This window comes from Candidatus Thiodiazotropha sp. AKAK2 (genome assembly GCF_058244685.1).
Window position 1 is genome coordinate 24115 of sequence record NZ_JBSYOP010000021.1, and the last position, 24625, is coordinate 48739.

The following is a 24625-nucleotide window of genomic DNA, read 5'->3' on the forward strand; positions in this document are numbered from 1 at the left end:
CGAGCTAATTTGTTCACCTGGCGAGCAACCGGCTCCAGGTAGATCCAATCAGGCCATTTTCAACTGAGCAGCCCGATTGTTGTTTTCTGCTGACTCGATGACTGCCTGGGCCAGTGTCTCCAGCGCTTTCATCGGCACCCCCTGTTTATGCCGGATCATAACGGTAGGCACCATTGCCAGGTGCGGTGAAATCTGCTCCATCGCCAGCTCATCGGCATAACGACTTTGTGCGACTACCCAGGCAGGCATCAAGGTACAGCCCAGGCCGACTGAGACACATCCGAGTATGCCGTCCAGGGTGCCCAGTTCCATAACCTCACTGACCTGCTGACCACACTCCCTGTGCCAGGCCAGTGCACTGGCCCGATAGGCGCAGCCTTCACGAAACAGGATAAGCTGGGATTGGCAGTCAGTTCCTCTGGCCCGAACCAGAACCAGCTCTTCACGACCAATGTCACAGACCAACAACTTCTCCTGGTCCACCCTGCCGGCTACAAAAGCACAGTCCAGTTTATGATTCAATACCCGCTCAACCAGTGCTGAAGAAGTGTCAGTCACGACTCTCAGCTCCACCCCTTTGTGGGAGGCTTTCAATCTTTTCAACGCGGGCGCCAGACGCAGGGAAGCGAAGGTCTCCATGGCTCCGATGCGGAGTTCACCGGATTGCTCGCCAACCTGCCGAACCGCCATGCCCGCCTGCGTCTCCAGTTGCAGAATCTGGCACGCATACTCATACAACACATGACCGGCAGGCGCCAGCGCCAGACCACGCCCCTTGCGATAGAAGAGTTCTGAATTCAGCTCCTGTTCGAGCCTTTTGATTCTACTGGTCACATTGGACTGAACTGTATTCAGCTTTCTCGAAGCCGAGAGTATTCCACCCTCCTCCACCACGGCCTTGAATGTTAAGAGTGAATTCAACTCCATGACCTTTCTCCAATTCAGAACGAAATCTTCTCAAATATTCACTTTATTTGATACATGGAAGTATGTAAGTTTTATCCATCAAACTCAAGGGCGACCGATGAACCCAAAAACAGAGCGATTGAAGATACTGGTGGCCGGCATTCTCAGCCTGATACTCACCCTGGGTATCGCCCGGTTTGCCTACACGCCCCTACTCCCGATCATGCAGCAGCAAGCGGGACTTGGTATCTCGGAAGCGGGCTGGCTGGCCTCGATCAACTACATCGGCTACCTGACCGGTGCGATTATCGCAGCACTGATCAGTGACCTCATGCTGAAAGACCGTTTATACCGGATTGGATTAATCGTTGCGGTAGTAACCACAATCGGCATGGGTATGACGGAAAACTTCTGGATCTGGTCCCTCTTGAGATTTTTTGCCGGTCTGAGCAGTGCTGCTGGACTTTTGTTGGGATCGGGGTTGATTCTCAATTGGCTGATACGCCATGACCATCGAAGTGAACTGGGTATCCATTTCAGCGGCCTCGGGGCGGGAATCGCAATCTGTGCAGCACTGGTTGAGGTCATGAAGTCACATCTGGATTGGAGTCAGCAGTGGCAATTACTGACCCTGCTCGGATTGATCCTGATCTTCCCCGCCTGGCGTTGGTTGCCTCGCCCTGAAACCCAGAGTGTAACCCAGAGTGGTCGGTCCATGACTGACAACCCGCCAAGCACACTGTTTCTAAGGCTTTTTATGGTTGTCTACTTCTGTGCCGGCGTGGGATATGTTGTCAGCGCCACATTCATTGTGGCCATTGTGGATCGACTGCCCGGCCTGCTGGGCCTGGGAGCCTGGACATTTCTGCTACTCGGCCTGGCGGCAACACCGGCCTGTATATTGTGGGATCTGATTGCACGTAAAACCGGTTATCTGAATGCCTTGATCATCGCCTCAATCTTACAAATCATCGGCATTCTGCTACCGGTTGTTAAGGCTGATCTGATCCTGGCCATGCTGGGCGCGGTATTATTCGGTGCCACCTTCATTGGCATTGTCAGCCTTGTACTCACAATGGCAGGCCGTTACTACCCAACCCGACCCGCAAAAATGATGGGCAGAATGACTGTGGCTTACGGCATAGCCCAAATCCTTGCACCCGCCGTGACCGGTTCTGTTGCAGCTTATAGCGGCAACTACCATCTCGGACTCTATTTGGCTGCCGGAATGATGGTCATTGGCACAACCATATTGTGGTATTTGAAACGTATTGAACAGCCCAATTAAAGTTATGATATTAACTCATAACTTAGCCTGAGATATGTATTTCAAATCCTAACAGCACCTCCCCCACTCCCCACAATTAATCCCATTGCCCTTTATCTCTTTTGTTCTTTTTGAATTACAATAGTTGTAACAAGTAAATTGTCTGAATTCATTTTATCGGGTGCCCCGACACAATAAGGTGATTCAGCTTGATGACAAATTGCAGCAATGCCCCGCAATCAAACATCAACAAAAAACAGATGCGATTTACAACTACCCTGAAATTGATGACCTTTTATCACTCAATTCATCGCCTCTACCTGTCCTGCTTTCATGTGAACCAGCGTTATTGGTCAAAGAAACGCGATTAAATAATGTTCAAAAATAGTCTTTACATGTTTTCTCTCCTGCTACTGATTGGACCACAGGTTCACGCCGTACACGATGAAAAACTTGACCATTTTCTCTCTCTCAGTCTGGAAGAGTTGATGGAACTGGAAGTTACGATCTCTACCGATACAAAACAGACGGTAGCCAAAGCTCCCTCAGCGGTAACCGTGATTACTGAAGAGGATATCAAGGCAACCGGTGCGACAAATCTTGTCGATATTCTGGAGAGTGTTCCGGGTATACACATCAGAGCCAATCAGTTTGGTTTCCGCCCACTGATACAGATAAGAGGCGCCACGGCCACCCAGACTCTGTTAATGGTCAACGGCGTCTCAATGCGTGATCTCTTGTGGGGCTTTGGTTTCTTCTGGAAAGGCATGCCAATCAGCAGTATCGAGCGTATTGAAGTTATACGCGGCCCTGGCTCTGCTCTGTTTGGTGCCGACGCCTCGGCCGGTGTGATTAATGTCATTACCAAAGCAGCCAGCAAGGTCAGCCACAACGAAGTTGGGCTTCGTAGTGGCAGTTTTGATACAGATAACGGCTGGATCCAATATGGTGATAGCCTGAATGGTCTCGATATCGGGCTGACTATGGATTTTTACAATACCGATGGTCACGATCCCCAGATCAATACTGATGCCCAATCGGTGTCAGACAGTCGATCCGACACCAACGCCTCACTCGCACCGGATAATGCCCAATATGGTTGGAAGAGTGAAGAGATCCGCTTTTCTGCAGCATACTCAAACTGGCGACTGAATCTTGACTATACCTATCATAGCGAGATTGAGACCGGCATGTCCGGACTTGGCGTACTCGACCCAGTCACCAATGCCAATGAAAAACGGATCAACACAGACCTTTTTTACAACAACAGTCAATTCCATCCAGACTGGATTGTCGACGCAGAATTACGCTTTCAGGACTACAGTTACTCTTCCGGTGACGGCTTTCAGGAACGCCCCCCGGGAGCCCTGTCAGACGCAAACACAGCGGGACTAATCAACCAAATGCGTTCGGCTGAGCAGAGAATCTCCGCTGAAGCGAGTGGTCTCTATAGTGGATTTCAGGGGCAATCCATTCGTCTGGGGACCGGTTACATCTGGCAGGATCTCTATCGGGTAGAACAGTATGTGAACTTCGGAACCGGCGCCGATGGCAATGAAATTCCACTGGGCAGTGAACTGGTTGACCTCAGCGATACCCCTTATGCATTTTCACCGGAAAAGAGACGTAAGATTTACTATGTTTTCGCTCAGGATATCTGGCAGCTGGCGAATGATTGGGAACTGACTGCCGGAGCCAGGTATGATCACTACTCAGACTTCGGCAGCACATTCAATCCACGTCTTGGCCTGGTCTGGCAGAGCACTGATCAGCTGACAACCAAACTCTTCTACGGTCGCGCATTCCGACCCCCATCATTTCAAGAGCTCTATGCCAGTACCTCCAATGCCCTGCCCAACCCAGAGCTAAAGCCAGAACGCTCTGAGACCTGGGAGCTGGCGTTCGCTTACAGACTCAATTCAAATCTGAATTTGGCGATGAATCTATTCCGCTACCAGCAGACCGATCTGATTGACGATGTAAAAGAACCTGAAGAGTCGCTCGGCACCTTTACCAATATCGGGGAGCACACCATTCAAGGTATTGAGCTGGAAGCCAAATGGCAACTGACAGATAGCTTGAGACTTTCCGGTAGTTACACCATTCGGGAGCAGGACGACAGTGCATTTCGCGCGTTTGATCAACCGGAGCAGGATGCCTACCTACGAGGTGATTGGTTTTTTCTTGACCACTGGAACTGGAACCTTCAATTCAACTGGATCGGTGAGCGCGAAAGAAGAGCCAACGACAACCGAACCTCACTTGATGACTATCTGATTGTCGACACAACATTCAGGTACTTACCGGGTAAAAACTGGGAGTTTGCTACTTCAATTCGGAATCTTTTCGATGAAGATGCAAGAGAGTACACCAGTCCGAACATTCCTGAGGGTCTACCACTACCGGAAAGAAATTTTTACGCAGAGATCAGGTACAAATTCAACAACTGATCCTACAGGCGACATTTAGCAAAATACCTAATAACAGAGTTAAACGACACAATGAAAAAGACACTAAAATCCAAGACAAAAGCCAGAGCAAACAATTCGAATGCTCCGCAAAAAGATAAGCCAAATAGTTTCGCTGAAGGCGCGGTCTTTAGCTCGGTAACACGACACGACCACTGTCAGCTCTGCACGCAACTCGCACCCTGTTTAGCTTACCTTTTTTCCACACCCATGAAGGTAACGACCGTAGTTCGAGTCAGTGGTAACCGGTTATAGATAAAGAGTAGAGATAAAATTTGAAATAACAGAATAAAGCTTCAAAGTGGATTGAAATCGTGGCAACAAGGCTGTTGACCTACATAACAATAGTGGTGTTTTCATTGTCCACAATGACAATCTCTGCCGCCCAGGATTCTGAGCAGGAAGCCGCCCTCTTGAAGACAGTATTTATCTACAATTTTGCAAAATTCACCCGCTGGCCTGACAGTCAATCAAAAACAGTGCAGGACACCTTAACATTGTGCTCGATCGGCGACGACAATATAACCAAAAACCTGCCTAAACTGGCCGGCCGGGTGTTACGAGGAAAACCGATCAAGATCGTTAAGATCAGCGATGAATCTATCCTGAGTAACTGCCATCTACTCTATCTAGCAGAATCAACCCAAAATCGAATTCGAGAGGTCTTGCAGTCAATCAAGATGCAACCAGTTTTAACAATCAGTGAAATGGACCAATTCAGCCAAATGGGTGGAATGATCGAACTGACACAGGATCGGGATAAACTACGTTTCATTATCAATCTCAACACCACGCGATCAGCTGGCTTAAGGCTCAGTTCAAGACTACTTGATCTAGCCACAATTATCGATGATGAGGCTAAGTAATGAATCTACTGCACAATGCTTCGATCAAACAAAAAATTGAAGCCATTATTCTGGCCTCTGCGGCCTCAGTGCTATTGCTCAGTCTGTTTTTATCTATGGTTTTGGAAATCACCTCGACTCGCGACGAGACAGTATCGAGGCTACACACACTGGCAAGGGTATTGGGCGCCAACAGCAGCGCAGCTATCACTTTTCGTGACGAACACGCTGCTGAGGACATTCTCTCAACCCTGGCCACACAAAGCGATGTTGTCAGTGCAAAAATACTTAATCTGAATCGAAAGGTTTTTACAGCATATCAGAGAAAATCAAATACCCCTGAGAAACTACAAACCAACACTTCCGAGGGCTCTTTTCTGCTGTTTGGATTGATTGAAGTCGAAGAGCCGATTGTGCTTGATGAAGAGCTGATTGGCTATTTCGTTATCGTTGGTGATATGAGTAATGCCCGTTCAGTGTTGATTCAACAGGCACTCCTGATACTTGGGGTTTTCACTATCTCCATGCTTTTTGCGCTATTGCTTTCCAGTCGATTTCAAAAAATCGTCTCTGCTCCGGTCAATCAGCTGTTATCCACCATAGAAGCCATAACGGCTGATCAAGATTTTAGCCGTCGTGCGAAGCGGGTCAGTAATGATGAGCTGGGAACACTGGTCGACGAGTTCAACATCATGCTGAATAAAATCGAGCAGTATGACCGGGATTTGAACGCATACCAACAGGATCTGGAACAACTGGTAGCAGAGCGCACTCAGGAATTGGAATGGGCAAAAGAAGGTGCAGAGGCTGCAAGTCAGGCAAAAAGTGATTTTCTGGCAACCATGAGCCACGAAATTCGTACCCCAATGAGCGGTGTCATCGGCTTTGCTCACTTACTTGAGAAAACCGAACTGGATGATCAGCAAGCGGACTATCTACGCATTATCACCAGCTCCGCTAATTCACTACTCGACATCATTGATGACATTCTCGATTTCTCAAAAATGGAAGCCGGCAAGGTAAAGCTTGAAAACAGCAATTTCGTACTGGAATCGATGATCAAAAGCGTGCAGGTCCTGTTTACCCCCAAAGCACTGGAAAAGGGTTTAAAACTGGTCACCTATGTGGCTCACGACATTCCCCCCGTGCTGTATGGCGACTCAACACGTTTAAGGCAGATTCTGATCAACCTGGTGGGTAACGCCATCAAATTCACAGACCAGGGTCAGGTCACCATCAATATTGAGAAACAACGGCAAAAAAATCAAAGAATCGCCCTCGCCATCAAAATCCGTGACACCGGCATCGGTATTGGCCAGGAACAGCAGGAGCAACTCTTTCAGCCGTTTCAACAAGCCGATGGTTCATTGACCCGACACTATGGAGGTACCGGCTTGGGCCTGGTAATCGCCAAGCGCCTGGTCCAGCTGATGGGCGGCAGCATTTCGTTGAAGAGCACTCCCGAGAAGGGATCAGAGTTCACCATCACCATCTATCTGTCGCTTCCTCAGAAAGAGAAGATGAAGGATATGTCTGTCATCGATCTCGCTGACGACGTAAAAACTGCATTATTGGAGCCTCACGGTTCACTACTCAAAGACTTGAGAATTTTGGTGGTAGACGATAGTAACGTCAATTTGATGCTGGCCAAGACTCTGCTGCTCAACGAAGGGGCGGAAGTGGTTGCCGTATACAGTGCCATTGAGGCAATGGAGAGAATCTCTGAAATCAACTTCGATCTGATTCTGATGGATCTCGAGATGCCCATTATGAGCGGTATCGACGCGGCCATACAGTTGAGGCAACCTAACTCGGCCACGGAAAACATACCGATCATTGCAGTTACTGCCCATGTATTGCCGGAAAAACGTAAGGAGGTGGCCGACGCGGGAATGAATGACCTTCTGCCAAAACCCTACCTGCCTGAGCAGCTATACGGCATCATCGCAAAATGGTGCAAAAACATTAACTACCAAAACCCAACCGGCCAACGGAACCATAGTCTGCAAGCGGGCAATAAAATCTATGACCGTGATACCGCCCTGGCAAGTGTGGCGGGGAACGAACAGGCCGCTCGTTTGATCCTGAAAGAGTTTTTAGCCATGCTGCCGGAAATATCGAGTAACATCCAACAGGCTTCGCTGAAAAAGGATAAGTCCTCTCTCTATCAGGCGGTACACAAATTAGCTGGATCGGCTAGCAATAGCGGAGCCACGTCAATCCATGCCAAAGCGATGTACCTGAAGTCGATCATGAAACGTGAAAATCAACCGCAAGCACTGATTGATGATGAGCTCTCTGAGCTATTGGCTCACCTGGAGAGTTTTTCCAATCATTTTAAAGCCTGAGCGATAACGGATCCAAACCCCTCTCATAGCAAACTCCTTCTCCCGGAAGGAGAAGGAGATCGGCTTAGGGCCTGTTTACACGAATCCACATCAAGCTGCGAACGAAATAGCTACCTGTTCAGCAATTACCGACGCTCGTTCTGATGTGCATATCGATCGTGATAGATCACATAACGCTCCAGATCATTATGTTTGTACTCCCAGATTCGATCACTGAGTCTGTCGAGTTTTCGGGTCAGGCGTTTGAACTCTTTTCGGGAGAGATATCCATCTTCTTGATACTCCCGAGACAATCTTCTAATTTTTCTGTGTTTTTTCTTTAATTGCTTACGCTCCTTGTAGGTAAGGCTGTGTTGATCAACACCCCGCTGTATGCGTCGATACTGACGATCCAAACGCTGATCAATTCTATCCGCCCACTCATGATCGCAAACTCTCTGTTGATCCGCATGGCCAGCCAAGGCTGGTCCGGTAACGATCAGACTCAATGTCGTGGCTACAACCAGTTTGTGGATTGCGTTCATCAGATGTCTCCTGTGATCTTTTTGCTATGTTTCGAGTTCAGCATAATCGGGGCTTACTGAACGGAAACTGAACAGACCGGGGATGCTGTGGTTTCAGTGAACCACGCCTCACTGGCAAGATTGGGACTAGTATGCCGGTCTCCTATTCGATATGCTTTTTTCTGACTGATTGTTTGATTTGATGCGGGATTTCCGCGAGATAGGTTAAGGCCCTTAACTCTAATGAAGTTCTATATCGTTTCACTGCTTTGTAGCTGTCTACTCTGTGTCAGTATGTCTGCCCATTCCGAGACCCGTTATGTCACTGATGAACTGAATCTATCTCTCCACGAGCTGATCAACTCCAAAGGCAAGTTATTAAAACGTCTCAAAAGCGGAACTGAGCTGGAATTACTCAGTGAAGAGGGTTTTTTCGCCGAAGTACGTACAAAGGACGGCACGGTCGGTTGGACCAAAGCCGGTTTTTTAATCAAATCCAAACCTGCCCGTACGCTTGTGATCGAGCTGACAGCTGAAAACAGTGAGTTGAAGGAGAGTTTGCGGGTTAAAGGGCAACAGCTGAGTGAGACGGAAAAGTTGCTCAATAATCTGAAAAGCCAGGAACAGCAAACCAACACCGAGTTACAGGATCAGTTGGAAAATACCGAGGGAATCGTCGCGGCACTGGATCGTATTCAGCAGGAGAACGAAAGTCTCAGAGCGCAACAGGGGGATTTTGGAACGATGCTCCCTCTGAAATGGGGGCTGATTGCAACTGCGATCACTTTCCTATTAGGCATATTCGCCGGAATTGCCCTGTTCGACTATCGCAGCCGCAGACGCCATGGTGGTTTCAGAATCTACTGAGACCCAGGGACCGTTAACAATCGATCGCGTATTTCTTCATCCTGTAGAGCAGGGTATCCCGGGTAAGACCAAGCAGGCGAGCTGCCTTACTGCGGTTACCCAGTGCTTTGGAGAGTGCCTGTTCAATCAGGTCGGCCTCCAGCCGATCCATGCTCAACCCCTGTTCCGGCAGGACAAAACTGCCTTCCTTGACCGCACTCCGCTTAACCTGACTGCGGAACTCAATCGGCAGATTTTCAACTTCGACTTTTCTGCCAGAGAAGAGAATCAGCATACGTTCAGCAAAATTCTTCAATTCACGAACATTTCCAGGCCAAGGATAGGAGTTCAAAGTCTTCAACACCTGCCTGCTATAGACCGGTGCACGCAGATTGTAGCTTTTGGATAGTTCAAAGGTCAGTCCGTTGAGCAACAATTCCATATCCCCGGCACGCTCACGCAGAGGTGGCAGCTCCAAAGGAACTACATTCAGACGATAGTAGAGGTCACTTCGGAATGTTCCCTCATCAAGGGATTTGGAGAGGTCACGATTGGTTGCTGCAATGATTCGCACATCGACCCGTTTGTTGTTGGCCCGGCCAACCATCTGACATTCGCCAGTCTCAAGAAAGCGCAGCAGCTTTGCCTGAACGCTGAGTGGCAATTCACCGATCTCATCCAGTAACAGGGTGCCACCCTGTGCGGCCTGAACCTTACCCATACTGTCAGAGGTTGCACCGGTATAGGCGCCTTTACGATGTCCAAACAGCTCGCTCTCTGCCAGCTGGGTGGGCAGTGCAGCACAATTCACCGTAATAAAAGGCATGTTGGAGCGACGACTGTTTTCGTGCAGTGCCTGAGCAAGCAACTCCTTGCCAGTGCCACTTTCACCAGTTAGCAATACCGTTGCATCTGTTGCAGACACAATTCGCATGGCGCGAAGCAGGGTTTGAAATTCCGGGGCCTTTCCGATCATATCCATCTCCTCTACAAGCGGGTCTATTCTAAAACACTTTTCTGCATGAGGAAAATAACAATGACCAAAACAGGTAGAAATATCGCTAACCAGCTGAAAATAGTTCTTTTTTACCCCCAATAATGGGAAAAAGAGTTGTTTTATAGCGGTTAATTATAGAGTTCGCGGACAATCTCCAGAAATCGCTTGGCCTGGGGCGATAGAAACTTACCCCGTCTGAGCACGATGCCGTAGCTCCGGTCGGGGAAATAGTCACCCAGCGGGATGGTTGCCACTTGCTCCTCCCCGGTCAGACAGACATCGGTGACAATCGAGATGCCAAGACCGATCTCCACATATTTTTTGATCACTTCCCAACCCCCGGCTTCAAGGGTCACGTTATAACTGGCGTTGTGCTGCTTGAACACCAGGTCGACCATCCTCCAGGTGCTCAGGTGGTGAGGTGGCAGGATCAGCCCATAGGGGCTGATATCGTGCAGTCGAATCTGTTCTTTCTTGGCTAAAGGATGATCCTTGGGAGTGATCAGTACCGGTGCATAGTTGACGACCGGTTGATAGGTTACATCATCCGGAATCTCGAGCATCGAGCCAATCGCGAGATCGGTCTCATCCGCCCTGAGCATGGCCATTCCATCGCGTCCGGTAACATTGTGCAACTTCACCCGAATGCCGGGATATCGTTCAGCAAAGCGGCGAATCGGCTCGGGCAGGATATAGAGAATGGTGGACTCCCCGGCGGCAATATTCAATTCACCACTCTCCAGTTTTCCACAGGAGGCGGAGAAGGTCTCCTGCAGTTTGTCCATACCCTCGACCAGGGGCTGAGAGAGTTTGTAGAGAGTCTCACCTTCCGGTGTGAGTTTGATCTTCGGCCCCCGCCGCTCAAACAGTACCGTCTCCAGCTCCCTCTCCAGGGCTTGTATCTGAAGTGAAACGGTGGGCTGACTCAAATAGAGCCGTTCTGCAGCTTCGCTGATGGATCCTGTTTGTGCCGCATGGCAAAAGGCCCTCAATTGCTTGAGTCGGTTTTGTTTATAATGAATTTGTGGGGTGCCAGCCATTTTCGTCACTCGAAGCATTAATATTTCCAATACTAGATGGAGAGTGCGTTAATATCAACAATAAATACATATATTGTTAATACCTGCTCACCGACTCTATGAACTAAATTATCACTATAAGAATTCAAATAACCCGAAGCGAGATGTATGAACGAGGTCACCATGGCACACCGAGAGCTTAGTCAGAATCCCATGTACCAGCTGCTGAAACATGGACAGGTCGAGGAGTTCAATGAACGGCGGTCAGCAGGTGAAGAGTGCAGTCTGGAGGGTGCCGACCTGCGCGGTGTGGACTTAAGAGCCCTGGATGCAAGAGGGTTGAACATGGCCGACGCCTATCTGCGTCATGCTGATCTACGGGGGGTAGACTTGAGACAGACGATACTTGAAGGCGCCAGTATCAATAGTGCAAAGATCTCAGGAACCTACTTCCCGGCATCCATATCGGCTGAAGAGATTACCCTGTCACTGGTTCACGGTACCCGGCTCAGGGTCAGGGGATGATTCAATCCTCGGAATCAAGCTGGGCCAGGATATTTCTGGCCACCATGCGCTGATCTGAATTGCCATCCTGAAGAATCTCATAGAGCAGCTCCCTGGCCTGTTCCACCTCTCCAGATGCCCGATGCTGCTGCACCTGCTCGAGCTTAGCCTCTACCGAGTCCTGACTCTGCGCCGACTCAGCCGGGGCGCTCTCGTCATCAGCTTCGATGGCATCCAGTTCCGCTTCCATTTCATCATCGGTCATCGGGACGAATCGATCGGGATCGATATAGTCCTGGGCCGGATCGATATCACTTCCCACAGGTGCTTCGGCTGTCTCCAGTTGCCCCTCTTCCACAACCTCTGGCGTGGTTTCGACGGCCGCTGTTTCGGATTCCTCATCCGGCTTCTTCATAAATCCTTTGGAGAAGATCACACCCAGCTCGAACAGCACCCACATCGGCAGTGCCAGCAGGGTTTGAGAGATCACATCGGGTGGTGTGAGGAACATTCCCACAACAAAGGCGCCAACAATCACATAGGGGCGTTTGTGGCGCAGTTTTTCCGGTGTGGTGATGCCAAGCCATACCAGAATGATGGTGGCAATAGGGACTTCGAAAGCCACACCGAAGGCAAAAAACAGGGTCATCACAAAATCGAGATAACTGCCCATGTCGGTGGCCACTTCAACCCCTTCCGGGGCAGTTCCCGCGAGAAAGGTGAAGACCAGGGGAAACACCGCAAAATAGGCAAACGCCATACCCAAATAGAACAGCAGCGTACTTGAGACCAACAGCGGTACCACCATCCGTTTTTCATGGCGGTAGAGTCCAGGCGCCACAAACGCCCAGAACTGGGAAAGGATGAAAGGTATGGCGATGAATATGGCCAGCTGAAGGCTCAGTTTGAAAGGGATCAGAAACGGATCGATGGGCTTGGTGGAGATCATGGTGCTGCCTTCCGGCAGGGCGGCACGCATCGGCCCGGCAATCGCACTATAGAGGTCGTTGGCGAAGGGAAACAGTACTGCGAAAACCACCAACACAGCCAAAACCATGCGCAGTACCCGATCGCGGAGTTCGATCAGGTGCGAGACCAGCGGTTGCTCTTTATTAGTGGTTTCTGGTGAATTGGGTGCCGACATCTATTCTGCTTGATTCGGTTTTTTATTTTCCGGAGCCTGTGTGGAGTCCATTTCATCCCGGGCCGCTTCAATCTGGTTCTCAGTCCGCTGCTTGAACTGGTTTAGATCCTGTTTTGTCTCTTCCAGTATCTCATGCACGGGATTGGCCATTTTGGCCTGCTTATCGAGGATCTCCTTCAGCTCTTCCGCTTTGATCTCCTGATCGATATCAGCCTTTACATTGGCGACGAAACGTCGGCCACGGCCGAGCCAATGACCGGCGGTACGGGCCACTTTTGGTAAACGTTCGGGACCGATGACGATCAATGCAACCAGTGCAATAATCGACAACTCCCAGAAACCGACATCAAACATGCTGTTCTCTAGTCAATGCTTGGGTTGCAATCCGGGCTCAGTGTTTCTCACGCTCTTTCGAGGTAACTTCGCCATCCACAACCGTTCCGGACTCGGACTGCTCGATCTGCTCTTTGGCCTTTGCCGACTCTTTCTCACCATCTTTCATGGCGCCCTTGAAGCCTTTGATCGCACCACCCAGGTCAGAGCCGATGTTTTTCAGCCGTTTGGTTCCGAACAGCAGCAGGACAATCGCCAGGATAATCAACAGCTGCCAGATACTGATACCACCAAAACCCATAATTTTCTCCACCTCCGGACTAGCCGGTTTCATTTGAATGTAGCGCGATTACTAGACCTGTTCAGTCTCTACGCGCCTTTTGTACTCAGGAACAGCCCCGGAATGATACCTAAGAGTGCTCTCTCATACTATTGAGACAACTAACATTTCCTTTCATGAGGCCGATTTGCCCCGCTGGGCCTTCTCTTCCAGCCCGGAAAGTCCAAAGCGCCGCTGCAACTCCTTCAGCACCAGATCGGGCCCCAGCCCCTGATGCGCCAGCAGTACCAGGGTATGAAACCACAGATCCGCGGTTTCATAGACAATTTTGTCTGCATCCCCGTCCTTAGCCGCCATCACGGTCTCGGTCGCCTCTTCGCCAATCTTTTTCAGGATCCCGTCGAGCCCTTTGTCATAGAGCTTGGCCACGTAGGAGCTATCCGGCGCCGCCAGCTTTCGCTCTTCGAGTACCTGTGCCAGTTGTTGCAGTAAATCACTCATGCCTCAACTCACTTATAAATCTGCTTGGGATCTTTCAGTACCGGCAGTATCTCCCGCCACTGATCGTCCTGCAATTCCCGGTAAAAACAGTTGTGTCTTCCAGTATGACAGGCAATGCCACCCTTTTGCTCAACCTCCAGCAAAACAACATCGCCGTCACAATCGAGGCGTATTGCATGAACAACCTGTTGATTTCCAGATTCTTCCCCTTTGTGCCAGAGTTTTTTTCGCGATCTTGACCAATAGACTGCATGGCCGGTCTGCCTGGTCAGAGTGAGTGCTTCAGAGTTCATCCAGGCCATCATTAGAATCTTGCCGCTGCCCCGCTCCTGGGCAATCGCCGGCACCAGGCCATCCAGATCCCACTTTATCTGTTCGAGCCAAGTCATTGTCTTACCTCGACTCCCTGTTGATCCATAAACTGTTTTGCCTCACCGATGGAGTACTCAGCAAAGTGAAAGATACTCGCGGCCAATACCGCATCAGCACCACCTTTTTTGACCCCATCCACCAGATGCTGCAGCTCTCCGACACCCCCGGAAGCAATTACAGGGATCGGCACAGCCTCAACGATCGCCCGGGTCAGCTCATTATCGAAGCCGATTTTGGTACCGTCACGATCCATACTGGTCAGCAGAATCTCTCCGGCGCCATAATCACTCATCCGCTGCGCCCATTCGATGGCATCCAGGCCGGTGGGCTTGCGTCCGCCATGGGTAAATATCTCCCATTTCAGGGGTTCACCTTCGTCACTGACCTTTTTCGCGTCGATCGCCACCACAATACACTGGGAGCCGAATCGATCGGTAGCCTGCTTGACAAATTCCGGGTTAAATACCGCTGCGGTGTTGATGGCGACTTTATCCGCGCCTGCGTTGAGCATCCTGCGGATATCGTCCTCGGTGCGAATCCCGCCCCCAACCGTCAGGGGAATGAAGACTTCACTGGCCACCTGTTCAACCACATGAACGATGGTCTCCCGGTCATCGGAACTGGCGGTGATGTCGAGGAAAGTGATCTCATCCGCCCCCTCCTCGTTATAGCGCCGCGCCACCTCTACCGGATCACCGGCATCCCGTATTTCAACAAACTTTACCCCTTTCACCACACGACCTGCATCGACGTCGAGACATGGAATAATTCGTTTCGCTAGCATTCCGGTAGACCTTTGTTATGAACCTGTCAGTTGATCGGCCAGGCGCTGTCCTTCTGCCAGATCCAGTGTACCCTCATAGATCGCCCTGCCGGTGATCGCACCCATGATGTTGTCAGTTTGCGCCTGGCAAAGGGCCTCGATGTCACCAATATCGGTGATACCGCCCGAAGCGATGACCGGAATCGTGATCGCGTTGGCCAGGTCCCTTGTCGCTGCCACATTGGGCCCGCTCATCATGCCATCCCGCCCGATATCGGTATAGACAATGGCAGAGACCCCATCATCCTGAAAGCGCCGGGAGAGTTCGGTCACCTCCTGATCGGTCACTTCCGCCCAACCGTTGACTGCCACCATACCCTCTTTGGCATCCAGGCCGACAATCACATGACCGGGAAACTCCCGGCAGGCCCTGGTGACGAAATCCGGCTCTTTGACCGCCTGGGTTCCGATGATGCAGAACTCCACCCCAGCCTTAAGATAGGCCTCGATGGTAGCTTCGTCGCGTATCCCGCCTCCCACCTGTATTGGCAGATCCGGATAAGCATTGGCAATCTCACGAATCGCACCACCATTGACCGGCTCGCCGGCAAAGGCGCCGTTCAGATCCACCAGATGGAGTCTTCGCCCCCCAGCCTCAACCCACTGACTTGCCATCTGCAAGGGGTTGTCGGAAAACACGGTATCGTCTTCCATGCGGCCCTGGCGTAAGCGCACACATTGGCCATCTTTAAGGTCTATTGCAGGTATTAACAGCACAAGCGGTATCCTGATTGATTGGTTACAAAATTCAGCCTATTCCAACCCAGCCGGGTGAGTAGGTCTCAATGATTCCAGTTGACGAAATTCTTCAGCAGGCGCAAGCCGTCATCCGCACTCTTTTCCGGATGAAATTGCACGGCAAACAGATTCTCCCGGGCAATGGCACTGGCAAAACTGACACCGTAGTCGGTGGTCGCTGCAATCAAATCCTGCTGCCGAGGATCGACATAATAGCTGTGTACAAAATAGAAACGGCTATCCTGGTCGATACCCTGCCAGAGAGGGTGGTCGGTCTGTCGGTTGACTTTGTTCCAACCCATGTGCGGGATCTTCAACGCCTCGCCATCCGGGGCCACCCCACCGGGAAAGTGCCTTACCTGGCCGGCAAACAGTCCCAGCAGTTCGGTGCCGCCATTCTCCTCACTCTTTTCAAGCAGCACCTGCTGCCCCATACAGATACCAAGAAATGGCTTACTGTTGGCTGCTTCCAGAACCGCCCGATTGAGGTGGTGATCGGAGATTGCCGCCATACAGTCCCTGGCAGCACCCTGCCCGGGAAAAACCACCCGGTCGGAATTCAGAATCAACTCAGGATCATCGGTAACCAATACCTCATCTTGAGCAGAAGCGACATGCTCAACCGCTTTTGCGACTGAGCGTAGATTTCCCATACCGTAGTCGATAACGGTGATACGCTGTGACATCTTGATACCTGTGAAGCGTTTCTTACAGAGAACCCTTGGTCGAGGGTATTTGCTCAGCCATGCGTGGATCTGGCTCCAGCGCAAAGCGCAATGCCCGACCTAACGCCTTGAAGATCGTCTCGGCCTGGTGGTGCGCATTGGTGCCACGCAGGTTGTCGATGTGCAGGGTGATACCCGCGTGGTTGACCAGCGCCTGAAAAAACTCCTGAAACAGGTCCACATCGAACTCGCCGATTCGGGCACGAGTGAACGCCACTTCATAGACCAGCCCCGGTCGTCCGGAAAAGTCCACGACCACCCGCGACAGCGCCTCATCAAGCGGCACATAGGCGTGGCCATAGCGACGAATGCCCTTTTTATCACCGACGGCTTTGGACAGTGTCTGCCCCAGAGTGATACCGATATCCTCCACCGTGTGGTGGGCATCGATGTGCAGATCGCCCTTGGCAACCACCTTCAGATCGATCAGTCCGTGGCGCGCTATCTGATCCAGCATGTGATCGAGAAAGGGCACACCGGTATCAAAATCCGATTCCCCACGACCATCCAGATCCAGCGTTACGCTGATCTGGGTTTCCAGGGTATTGCGCTCAACCTGCGCGGTACGCTGCATAACTAAAGACTCCGATCAATGAATGCCATGGTCAACAGGGCGATGTTTCCATCCCCCCGACCAAACCGCTTATTCTAGAGAAAATCGGAGAAAATGACAGTATTGAAGCTGATTCAGCCGCCGATCGGCTCGGCACGTCAGAATAATTCCGCCTCAACCTCCAGGTAGGCAAGACTGATATGGCGTCCCACATTGCGATCGAAATCGATCCAGTCGTGAAACCCGGCCAGACTTTGGCTCACCGCTTCACTCATCTCAAAATCGCTCATTCCCTCTTCATAATATTTCGCCACCTCGGATTTGAGCCGCGAGAGGTATTCGCGATAGCGCAACGGAACCTCTCTGCCACCGGTCAGACCGTGGCCAGGAACAAAGAACTCAGCAGAGGTTGCCAGTGCCATGTCGATGGCGTCGATGTTGCCCCGGAAAGTCGCACTGTCCATCTGGCCCAGGCGTTTGTTCATCACATTGTCGCCGAGGAAGATCACTTTCTGCTGCGGCAGTTCGAGCATGATATCCGAGTGACTGTGCGCTTTGGCCTGATAGTGAATCCTGATGCTGACACCGGCCAGTTTGATCTCTTCACCATGGTCGGCGGACCGATTGGGCGGTACCTCCACTGTTCCCTTGACGGCACCCTCTGTCATTCTCATCAGAGTTTGCATGAAGCTCCTGCCCTCTCCCTTCTCCACCAGTTTACGCATCGTCTCATGGCCGAATATCAGTACGTCTGGATTGGCTTCCTTGAACGCCTGATTGGCGAACCAGTGATCCCCATGAATGTGCGTATTGAACACCGCCACCACCGGCAGATCACTGACCTTGGCAATCTGACGCTGCACCATTTCACCGATCTGAACGCTGGATCCCGGATCAACCACCAGAATACCCTGCTCACCGACGATAAAGGCAGGATTGTTGATAAAGCCCTGATTCTCCACTGAGGGCACACCCAACGGACCGTGTATGACATAAACCCCCTTGGTGATCTCATCGGCCGCATAGTCCTCTACGGCAGCGCCCCGCTCAGCGAATACAGAAATGGAATGGAACAGAATAATCAGAAAGAGGCTTTTCGAAATCAGTTGGTTCATGGTAATCAAATGCTCTGTTATAGAATATTGTTATGTCGTGCCTCGCTCTCAGGTGAGGTCTACATTGGTATCAGACAACGGACTGGATTGTGACCGGGCCCGGCATCTATTAAAACATCGGATTTGTTATGGTTATCAGCTGTTCAACCAGAAGGTCACCGGACCATCATTGATCAGCGCCACCTGCATGTCCGCACCGAACACCCCACAGGCAACCTGATGGTGATGGTCTGCCGCCTGCTCTGACAGATAACTGAACAGTTCCTTGCCAAGCTGCGGCTCCGCAGCAGTGGAAAAACCGGGGCGCATCCCTTTGCGGGTATCGGCCGCGAGTGTGAACTGGGGAACCAACAGTAAACCACCGGCAATCTCACTCAGGCTCAGATTCATCCGACCCTGCTGATCAGGAAACACCCGGTAACCGAGCAGCCGTTGCAGCAAGCGATCCGCCCTGCTCCGGTCATCTCCCTTCTCGACACCAACCAGCACCACCAATCCCGTGCCAATCTCGGCTACCGACTCTCCATCGATCAACACCCGTCCCTGTTTGGCCCTCTGCAGCAGTCCGATCATCCCAGCAATCTCGCGTAGTGTTGAGTGGCTTCCACCAGTGCACTACGGATACCGGATTCTGTCGCTGAGTGACCCGCGTCCGCAACAACTTTCAATTCACTGTCGGGCCAGGCCTGGTGCAACTCCCAGGCAGACTTCATTGGACAGATCAGATCATAGCGCCCCTGCACGATCGTCCCGGGGATGCCGGCCAGTTGTGCCGCCTCCTTCAGTAGCTGATCAGGGCGCAGAAAGGCATGATTGACAAAATAGTGCGCTTCGATACGCGCCAGACTGAGCGCCGTATGGGGGTCTGAAAAAAAACCGACCACAGACGGATTGGTCAGCAGGCTGGAGGTTCTACCCTCCCAGACGGACCAGGCTTTGGCTGTTGCCATACGGGAGATCTCATCGTCACCGGTCAATCGCCGGTAATAGGCATGCAGCAGATTTTCTCTCTCATGCTGAGGTATCGGGGCGACAAAATCCTCCCAATAATCGGGAAAGACCCAACTTGCACCCTGCTGATAAAACCACTCGATCTCCTGATCACGACAGAGAAAAATACCTCTCAAGATCAGCGCGGACACCCGCTCAGGGTGGGTCTGAGCATAGGCTAATGCAAGGGTTGAACCCCAGGATCCGCCAAACAGCAACCATTTATCAATCTTCAGCGCCTCACGAATTCGTTCAATATCTTCAACCAGATCCCAGGTCGTATTGTCCTGCAATGAGGCATGTGGCGTTGAGCGTCCGCTGCCCCGCTGATCAAAGAGTACGACCCGGTAAAGCTCCGGGTCAAAGAACTGCCGATGGTAAGGTTCACAACCGGCACCCGGCCCGCCGTGCAGAAAAAGCGCTGGGATCCCGGCAGGATTGCCCACCTCTTCAATGTAGAGATGGTGGTGATCAACAGCAATCCGCTGTGACTTATAGGGTTCTATGGCTGGATAGAGGTCATTCATAATCGATCTGTTAAGTGTAAGAATCACCCTATGTGCTGACAAGACAATTCTTACGTGTTGCCGGTATGTTTTCCCACTTCAATGGGCAGAGCTTTATGCCAAGATAATCCCGTCATCATCAAGGAAGAACTGGCTTGTAGCGCACAAAGTAAACCATGGATAGGTTGCTTAGCAAAACAAGCTGATGACAGAAAGCCCAACGCAGGGACTGCAGTTGGGCTTTCACTTTTTCAAATGGGTGAAAATGGCCATCTTGATCGCCACTGCTTGTAGTTTGTAAACCCGTGGATAGAACCCTTGTAGGAAAATTCCTACACGACAACAGGATGATTCTTACACAACAAAGGTAACTTTTCCCAATTCAATTCGAGAGATTACGTGCGATTATTTAGTTGTCGTCAATCAAGGACGTTTTACAGGACAAGCCACAACGGATGGTAGATGGACGAGGAGCTTTGCCAACCAAGCCGATGACAATCGAGCCCAGCTGCATGGATTGCGGTTGGGCTTTTTCATTTCCCCCACCTCATTCTCCGGAAAAACTGAGCCGGGCCCTTCTACTTTAAAGATCCTGGCGACATGTTGTCAGACACCGTTCTTTTAAAGTAAGAATTTTCTTACAGCCATAAGAGAAAAATCTCACACTTAAATTGTGAATATTCCCATGTTTGCTGTAAGTAATTGTGTCAAAATTCAGTTGTCGTCATCAAGGACGTCTCTAAAGGGAAAACTTCGTAAAGGATTTTGCAGGGAAGGGAAGCTTAGCCAACCAAGCCGACGACTGTAAGCCCAACTGCAAGGATCGCAGTTGGGCTTTTATCTTTTCAGGCCGAACAAATTCTCTTCACTACGATGGATCGTCATATTCGGAAGTTGCATCCAAAGTATGAGCTTGGCCCGCAAACCTGAAATAAAAACGCTTGGAAGGCATGGGACATCTTTCTAAAACCAATAAGAAGCGCTGAAATCTGCCAAGTATTCCTATCATGACTGAAATTGGTCAATTTCCACAAATTCACCACAATTATTAACCTTATAAATCAATAGGTTGCAGTGTAGGAAAATTCTTACATTCAATTGCGAAAAATCTCACATGCTTATGGTGCGAATTCCCACAGTAAATGTAAATTTTTGTGTCAGACTGTAATTGTCGTCATCAAGGAAGTTACTTCAGGGATTTAGAGCAAAGGATTGCACAGGGAAGAAATGCTTAGCCAACCAAGCCGACGACTGTAAGCCCAGCCGCAAGGATTGCGGTTGGGCTTTTTCTTTCTGTACAGACCGGATATCAGATCTATGGCAGGACGATCATCCACATTGATGTGAATCTCGCCAATCGACCCTGCTACTCCCGGGAAGCCCGTTTTCGTTCATGCTCCTTGAGGTACTTCTTACGAATACGAACCTCCCGGGGCGTGACCTCCACCAGTTCATCATCTTCGATGAATTCCAGCGCCTGCTCCAGGCTGTATTGCAGTGGTGGTGTCAGAATAATGGCGTCATCCTTGCCGGCTGCGCGTATATTTGTCAGCTGCTTACCCTTCAGCGGATTGACCACCAGATCATTGTCCCTGGCATGAATCCCCACAATCTGTCCCTCATAGACCTCATCACCCGGCGAGCTGAATAGTCTGCCCCGTTCCTGCAGGTTATAGAGGGCGAAGCCCAGGGATTTGCCCTGGCTGTTGGAGATCAGCACACCGTTTTTACGTGGTGCGATACCCCCATGCTGGGCTGGACCGTAATGATCGAAAACATGGTAGATCAGGCCGGTACCTGAGGTGCTGGTCATGAACTCTGTCTGAAAACCGATCAGTCCACGGGAGGGTATGATGTAGTCGAGCCGTACTCTTCCCTTCCCATCCGGCACCATATCCTTAAGGTCACCTTTGCGGGTCCCCAGGGCCTCCATGATCGTTCCCTGGTTGTCCTCCTCCACATCCACGGTCAACTGCTCATAGGGTTCACAGATCTCACCGTCGACCTCACGGAAAATCACCTCGGGGCGGGAGACAGCCAATTCGAATCCCTCCCGTCGCATACTTTCGATCAGTACCGAGAGATGCAGCTCACCCCGTCCGGAGACTTTGAATTTCTCAGGGTCGGTCCCCTCCTCGACACGCAACGCCACATTGTGGATCAACTCCCGCTCAAGCCGCTCCTTAAGCTGTCTCGAGGTCAGGTATTTACCCTCTTTACCGGCAAAAGGCGAGGTATTGACCTGGAATGTCATAGAGACGGTTGGCTCATCCACCGTCAGCGGGGGCATGCTCTCCACATGTTCAGGATCACACAGGGTATCTGAAACGTTCGGCGCCTCCATACCACTGATCGCGATGATATCTCCAGCGGTCGCCTCATTGACTTCAAATCGCTCAAGCCCCAGATAACCATAGACCACACCGATCTTGGCCCGATGCTGCTCACCATCGTACTTCACCACCATCACTTGCTGATTGGGTTTGATGCTTCCCCTGGTCACCCGACCAACCGCGATAGCGCCGACGTAGCTGTTGTAATCCAGATTGGAGATCTGCATCTGGAAAGGTGCTTCCGGATCCACCTCAGGCGCAGGACAGTAGCTGACAATGGCTTTGAACAGCGCGGTCATGTCACCTTCGGTTATGTTGCTTTCAAGTCCCGCATAGCCTCCAACCGCCGAGGTGTAGACAATCGGAAAATCGAGCTGATCATCACTGGCGCCCAATCGATCGAAGAGCTCAAACACCTGATCGATTACCCAGTCCGGACGGGATCCGGGTTTATCGATCTTATTCACCACCACAATCGGCCGCAGGCCGTGCTGAAAAGCCTTCTGGGTTACAAACCGGGTCTGCGGCATCGGGCCTTCCTGGGCATCCACCAGCAGCAGTACCGAATCCACCATCGAGAGCACTCGCTCCACTTCACCACCGAAATCCGCATGCCCGGGGGTGTCGACGATGTTGATACGATAGTCGTTCCAGCGAATTGCGGTGTTTTTGGAGAGGATGGTGATACCCCGCTCCCGCTCCTGATCATTGGAATCCATCACCCGCTCGACCTTGCCGAATCGCTCGCCGAGAGTGCCGGACTGTTTCAGCAGTTCATCCACAAGGGTGGTCTTGCCATGGTCAACGTGAGCGATTATGGCGATATTTCTAAGATTCTCGATCATCAGGGTGGTCCGCAAACAAAAATGAGGGCGGATTATACCCATGATTATGGGATTGGTTCTCTTTATTTAATTTTTTTACAAATTACAGAGAGTTACCAACACTATTAAAAACAATAGATAGAAACTATTGTCAACTTCTTTTGATTACGAAACTTTCAGATTTACCCACAGCTCCTGTGGATAACATTGTTGATAAACGCTGAAAATAGCTACCAAGGCCAGTAAATTCGGGACCAGACATTAAATCGTAAAAAAAATGAACAGTTGTTTATATACGTTAATAATCAATCAGTTAGATTCTACACAGTGTATAATAAAACTGCCTGCCGAAGTCGATCAGTGTCTGGATCCGGGGGCTTAGGGGGATTGTGAACAGATTCGATTTCAGCCCGTCAAGATATTGACTCGGATTTCAATGCCCCTAGTTAAATTATTGTTTTTGAATTACCACCCCAACGCCATAATGGGGGTGAGTTCAACCTGAATGGGGATTTGCAGGGATCAGTGTAAATGGAAATGTGAATTAAGAGATGAGAATAATCTAATAGTTTGGACTGCTTCTAGAGCTTGCACTTAAACAAAATAATAGCCAGGATAGGCAGACACACAACAGCACAGGCAGAGATAAAGCCTGGATCGATGACTGAGTCCTCGGATACCAAAGTGCTGAATAACAACCAACACAGCCTAAAGTAGTAGAAGTTAATGAACTCATCCGTCCTTGCTCCGTTACGCGAGCACTTGGCTACGCGAGTCATCGGTCAGACCAGCTTTATCGATAGCATGCTGATCTGTCTGTTGAGCGATGGTCATCTGCTTATCGAAGGCCTCCCCGGACTGGCTAAAACCACCGCGGTGAAAGCCCTGGCAGAAGCGATCGAAGGCGACTTCCACCGTATTCAGTTCACCCCAGACCTGTTGCCTGCCGACCTGATCGGCACCGATATCTATCGCCACGAAAAAGGCGAGTTCGAGTTTCGTCAGGGCCCTCTGTTCCACAACATTCTGCTGGCGGACGAGGTCAACCGGGCACCCGCCAAGGTTCAATCCGCGCTGCTGGAAGCGATGGGTGAACATCAGATCACCGTTGGACAGACAACCTACCAGCTGCCGGAGTTCTTTATGGTGCTGGCGACCCAGAACCCGGTCGAGCAGGAGGGCACCTACCACCTGCCGGAGGCCCAGCTCGATCGTTTCCTGATGCAGGCGAATGTGGAGTACCCGGACCGCAATGAAGAGCTGCAGATCCTTGAGCTGGACAATGCCCAGCAACAGCAGAAACCGACACCGCCAAGTAACCCGCTCAGCCAGAAGGAGCTTTTCGCCATCCGTCAGGAGGTGAACAAACTCTACCTGGATCCAAAGCTGAACAGTTACATCGTCGATCTGGTGCAGGCGAGCAGAAACCCGCAAGCCTACGACAAGGATCTGACCCGCTGGTGTCGCTTCGGCGCCTCGCCCCGCGCCAGTATCGCGATGGCCCGATGCGCCCGTGCACGTGCCTGGCTGGACGATGAGGAGTTCGTAGCGCCACACCATATTCAGGCGGTTGCACCGGCAATTCTCCGGCATCGTATCCTGCTGACCTTTGAGGCTGAAGCGGAAGGCATTACCACCGATGATTTCCTATCCCGTCTGCTGGATATGGTCGCCATCCCATAACG

Annotated in this window: 24 protein-coding genes; 7 read left to right on the forward strand and 17 right to left on the reverse strand. The window is 50.9% G+C overall.

All coding sequences use genetic code 11. The features are described from left to right. Positions 1–48 precede the first annotated feature (48 nt). On the reverse strand, positions 49–927 hold the full coding sequence (locus AC4IE8_RS07875) for a LysR family transcriptional regulator (RefSeq protein WP_490790745.1): 879 nt from the start codon (positions 925–927) through the stop codon (positions 49–51). 97 nt (positions 928–1024) lie between these two features. Here AC4IE8_RS07875 and AC4IE8_RS07880 point away from each other — a divergent pair, with 97 nt between their 5' ends. The 4 genes from AC4IE8_RS07880 (at position 1025) to AC4IE8_RS07895 (ending at position 7834) form a co-directional block, all read left to right on the forward strand. Next, positions 1025–2194 carry a YbfB/YjiJ family MFS transporter gene (locus AC4IE8_RS07880; protein WP_068988249.1) on the forward strand — a complete coding sequence of 390 codons (1170 nt, stop codon included), beginning with the start codon at positions 1025–1027 and terminating at the stop codon, positions 2192–2194. Positions 2195–2568: 374 nt separating this feature from the next. Next, positions 2569–4623 (forward strand): TonB-dependent receptor plug domain-containing protein, encoded by a 2055-nt coding sequence (locus AC4IE8_RS07885; protein WP_490790746.1) that lies wholly within the window; start codon positions 2569–2571, stop codon positions 4621–4623. Positions 4624–4955: 332 nt separating this feature from the next. Then, on the forward strand, positions 4956–5507 hold the full coding sequence (locus AC4IE8_RS07890) for a YfiR family protein (RefSeq protein ID WP_490790747.1): 552 nt from the start codon (positions 4956–4958) through the stop codon (positions 5505–5507). Continuing rightward, positions 5507–7834, forward strand: coding sequence for an ATP-binding protein (locus AC4IE8_RS07895; RefSeq protein WP_490790748.1), 2328 nt, complete (start codon positions 5507–5509; stop codon positions 7832–7834). Before AC4IE8_RS07890 ends, AC4IE8_RS07895 begins: the two co-directional genes overlap by 1 nt. Before the next feature lie 125 nt (positions 7835–7959). On the opposite strand, the gene AC4IE8_RS07900 is transcribed toward AC4IE8_RS07895, so the two are convergent. Further along, positions 7960–8358, reverse strand: a complete 399-nt coding sequence (locus tag AC4IE8_RS07900; RefSeq protein WP_068988241.1) for a hypothetical protein — start codon at positions 8356–8358, stop codon at positions 7960–7962. Between the two features lie 222 nt (positions 8359–8580). On the opposite strand from AC4IE8_RS07900, the gene AC4IE8_RS07905 reads away from it, so the two are divergent. Further along, positions 8581–9204, forward strand: a complete 624-nt coding sequence (locus AC4IE8_RS07905; protein WP_083225929.1) for a TIGR04211 family SH3 domain-containing protein — start codon at positions 8581–8583, stop codon at positions 9202–9204. Positions 9205–9217: 13 nt separating this feature from the next. On the opposite strand, the gene AC4IE8_RS07910 is transcribed toward AC4IE8_RS07905, so the two are convergent. Together AC4IE8_RS07910 and AC4IE8_RS07915 are read right to left on the reverse strand one after the other, a co-directional pair. Continuing rightward, positions 9218–10165, reverse strand: coding sequence for a sigma-54 interaction domain-containing protein (locus AC4IE8_RS07910; protein ID WP_068988237.1), 948 nt, complete (start codon positions 10163–10165; stop codon positions 9218–9220). 143 nt (positions 10166–10308) lie between these two features. Next, a complete protein-coding gene (locus AC4IE8_RS07915; protein ID WP_068988235.1) occupies positions 10309–11220 on the reverse strand; it encodes a LysR family transcriptional regulator in 912 nt (303 codons plus the stop codon). A gap of 147 nt (positions 11221–11367) precedes the next feature. Between AC4IE8_RS07915 and AC4IE8_RS07920 the strand changes: the two genes are divergently transcribed. Beyond that, positions 11368–11724: a pentapeptide repeat-containing protein gene (locus AC4IE8_RS07920; protein WP_490790749.1), complete on the forward strand. Its 357-nt coding sequence runs from the start codon at positions 11368–11370 to the stop codon at positions 11722–11724. Position 11725: 1 nt separating this feature from the next. Here AC4IE8_RS07920 and tatC read toward each other — a convergent pair whose 3' ends face one another. The 13 genes from tatC to typA form a co-directional block, all read right to left on the reverse strand. Next, positions 11726–12847 (reverse strand): twin-arginine translocase subunit TatC, encoded by a 1122-nt coding sequence (tatC, locus tag AC4IE8_RS07925; RefSeq protein ID WP_068988232.1) that lies wholly within the window; start codon positions 12845–12847, stop codon positions 11726–11728. Beyond that, a complete protein-coding gene (gene tatB / locus AC4IE8_RS07930) occupies positions 12848–13201 on the reverse strand; it encodes a Sec-independent protein translocase protein TatB (RefSeq protein ID WP_068988231.1) in 354 nt (117 codons plus the stop codon). A 37-nt stretch (positions 13202–13238) separates the two neighbouring features. Next, complete coding sequence (gene tatA / locus AC4IE8_RS07935; protein WP_068988630.1) at positions 13239–13481, reverse strand: Sec-independent protein translocase subunit TatA; 243 nt, start codon at positions 13479–13481, stop codon at positions 13239–13241. Positions 13482–13634: 153 nt separating this feature from the next. Next, the gene (locus AC4IE8_RS07940) at positions 13635–13961 is read right to left on the reverse strand and encodes a phosphoribosyl-ATP diphosphatase (RefSeq protein ID WP_068988228.1); all 327 of its coding nucleotides are present in this window, start codon (positions 13959–13961) and stop codon (positions 13635–13637) included. 8 nt (positions 13962–13969) lie between these two features. Beyond that, positions 13970–14350 carry a phosphoribosyl-AMP cyclohydrolase gene (gene hisI / locus AC4IE8_RS07945; RefSeq protein WP_068988226.1) on the reverse strand — a complete coding sequence of 127 codons (381 nt, stop codon included), beginning with the start codon at positions 14348–14350 and terminating at the stop codon, positions 13970–13972. Next, on the reverse strand, positions 14347–15117 hold the full coding sequence (gene hisF / locus AC4IE8_RS07950; protein WP_068988224.1) for an imidazole glycerol phosphate synthase subunit HisF: 771 nt from the start codon (positions 15115–15117) through the stop codon (positions 14347–14349). The genes hisI and hisF overlap by 4 nt, the downstream gene beginning before the upstream one ends. A 15-nt stretch (positions 15118–15132) precedes the next feature. After that, positions 15133–15873, reverse strand: a complete 741-nt coding sequence (hisA, locus tag AC4IE8_RS07955) for a 1-(5-phosphoribosyl)-5-[(5-phosphoribosylamino)methylideneamino]imidazole-4-carboxamide isomerase (protein ID WP_068988221.1) — start codon at positions 15871–15873, stop codon at positions 15133–15135. Between the two features lie 65 nt (positions 15874–15938). Further along, positions 15939–16580, reverse strand: coding sequence for an imidazole glycerol phosphate synthase subunit HisH (gene hisH, locus AC4IE8_RS07960; RefSeq protein ID WP_490790750.1), 642 nt, complete (start codon positions 16578–16580; stop codon positions 15939–15941). Positions 16581–16602: 22 nt separating this feature from the next. Then, positions 16603–17193 carry an imidazoleglycerol-phosphate dehydratase HisB gene (hisB, locus tag AC4IE8_RS07965; protein WP_490790751.1) on the reverse strand — a complete coding sequence of 197 codons (591 nt, stop codon included), beginning with the start codon at positions 17191–17193 and terminating at the stop codon, positions 16603–16605. A 137-nt stretch (positions 17194–17330) separates the two neighbouring features. Further along, positions 17331–18287, reverse strand: coding sequence for an MBL fold metallo-hydrolase (locus AC4IE8_RS07970; protein WP_068988214.1), 957 nt, complete (start codon positions 18285–18287; stop codon positions 17331–17333). A gap of 135 nt (positions 18288–18422) precedes the next feature. Further along, complete coding sequence (dtd, locus tag AC4IE8_RS07975) at positions 18423–18860, reverse strand: D-aminoacyl-tRNA deacylase (RefSeq protein ID WP_068988212.1); 438 nt, start codon at positions 18858–18860, stop codon at positions 18423–18425. Beyond that, positions 18857–19804 carry a prolyl aminopeptidase gene (gene pip / locus AC4IE8_RS07980; protein ID WP_490790752.1) on the reverse strand — a complete coding sequence of 316 codons (948 nt, stop codon included), beginning with the start codon at positions 19802–19804 and terminating at the stop codon, positions 18857–18859. Before pip ends, dtd begins: the two co-directional genes overlap by 4 nt. A 1345-nt stretch (positions 19805–21149) precedes the next feature. Beyond that, entirely contained in the window at positions 21150–22961 is a 1812-nt protein-coding gene (gene typA / locus AC4IE8_RS07985) for a translational GTPase TypA (RefSeq protein WP_490790753.1), read from the reverse strand. A gap of 705 nt (positions 22962–23666) precedes the next feature. Between typA and AC4IE8_RS07990 the strand changes: the two genes are divergently transcribed. Continuing rightward, positions 23667–24623, forward strand: coding sequence for an AAA family ATPase (locus AC4IE8_RS07990; RefSeq protein ID WP_068988208.1), 957 nt, complete (start codon positions 23667–23669; stop codon positions 24621–24623). The last annotated feature ends 2 nt before the right edge of the window (positions 24624–24625 follow it).

Coding starts and splice junctions, on each gene's coding strand:
- hisI (WP_068988226.1), bottom strand. CDS start 14,350: ATGACTTGGCTCGAACAGATAAAGTGGGATCTGGATGGCCTGGTGCCG.
- AC4IE8_RS07920 (WP_490790749.1), top strand. CDS start 11,368: ATGAACGAGGTCACCATGGCACACCGAGAGCTTAGTCAGAATCCCATG.
- tatA (WP_068988630.1), bottom strand. CDS start 13,481: ATGGGTTTTGGTGGTATCAGTATCTGGCAGCTGTTGATTATCCTGGCG.
- AC4IE8_RS07990 (WP_068988208.1), top strand. CDS start 23,667: ATGAACTCATCCGTCCTTGCTCCGTTACGCGAGCACTTGGCTACGCGA.
- AC4IE8_RS07885 (WP_490790746.1), top strand. CDS start 2,569: ATGTTTTCTCTCCTGCTACTGATTGGACCACAGGTTCACGCCGTACAC.
- pip (WP_490790752.1), bottom strand. CDS start 19,804: ATGAATGACCTCTATCCAGCCATAGAACCCTATAAGTCACAGCGGATT.
- AC4IE8_RS07875 (WP_490790745.1), bottom strand. CDS start 927: ATGGAGTTGAATTCACTCTTAACATTCAAGGCCGTGGTGGAGGAGGGT.
- AC4IE8_RS07895 (WP_490790748.1), top strand. CDS start 5,507: ATGAATCTACTGCACAATGCTTCGATCAAACAAAAAATTGAAGCCATT.
- tatB (WP_068988231.1), bottom strand. CDS start 13,201: ATGTTTGATGTCGGTTTCTGGGAGTTGTCGATTATTGCACTGGTTGCA.
- AC4IE8_RS07905 (WP_083225929.1), top strand. CDS start 8,581: ATGAAGTTCTATATCGTTTCACTGCTTTGTAGCTGTCTACTCTGTGTC.
- AC4IE8_RS07880 (WP_068988249.1), top strand. CDS start 1,025: ATGAACCCAAAAACAGAGCGATTGAAGATACTGGTGGCCGGCATTCTC.
- hisB (WP_490790751.1), bottom strand. CDS start 17,193: ATGCAGCGTACCGCGCAGGTTGAGCGCAATACCCTGGAAACCCAGATC.
- hisH (WP_490790750.1), bottom strand. CDS start 16,580: ATGTCACAGCGTATCACCGTTATCGACTACGGTATGGGAAATCTACGC.
- AC4IE8_RS07940 (WP_068988228.1), bottom strand. CDS start 13,961: ATGAGTGATTTACTGCAACAACTGGCACAGGTACTCGAAGAGCGAAAG.
- hisF (WP_068988224.1), bottom strand. CDS start 15,117: ATGCTAGCGAAACGAATTATTCCATGTCTCGACGTCGATGCAGGTCGT.
- AC4IE8_RS07900 (WP_068988241.1), bottom strand. CDS start 8,358: ATGAACGCAATCCACAAACTGGTTGTAGCCACGACATTGAGTCTGATC.
- typA (WP_490790753.1), bottom strand. CDS start 22,961: ATGATCGAGAATCTTAGAAATATCGCCATAATCGCTCACGTTGACCAT.
- AC4IE8_RS07970 (WP_068988214.1), bottom strand. CDS start 18,287: ATGAACCAACTGATTTCGAAAAGCCTCTTTCTGATTATTCTGTTCCAT.
- dtd (WP_068988212.1), bottom strand. CDS start 18,860: ATGATCGGACTGCTGCAGAGGGCCAAACAGGGACGGGTGTTGATCGAT.
- AC4IE8_RS07910 (WP_068988237.1), bottom strand. CDS start 10,165: ATGGATATGATCGGAAAGGCCCCGGAATTTCAAACCCTGCTTCGCGCC.
- AC4IE8_RS07915 (WP_068988235.1), bottom strand. CDS start 11,220: ATGGCTGGCACCCCACAAATTCATTATAAACAAAACCGACTCAAGCAA.
- tatC (WP_068988232.1), bottom strand. CDS start 12,847: ATGTCGGCACCCAATTCACCAGAAACCACTAATAAAGAGCAACCGCTG.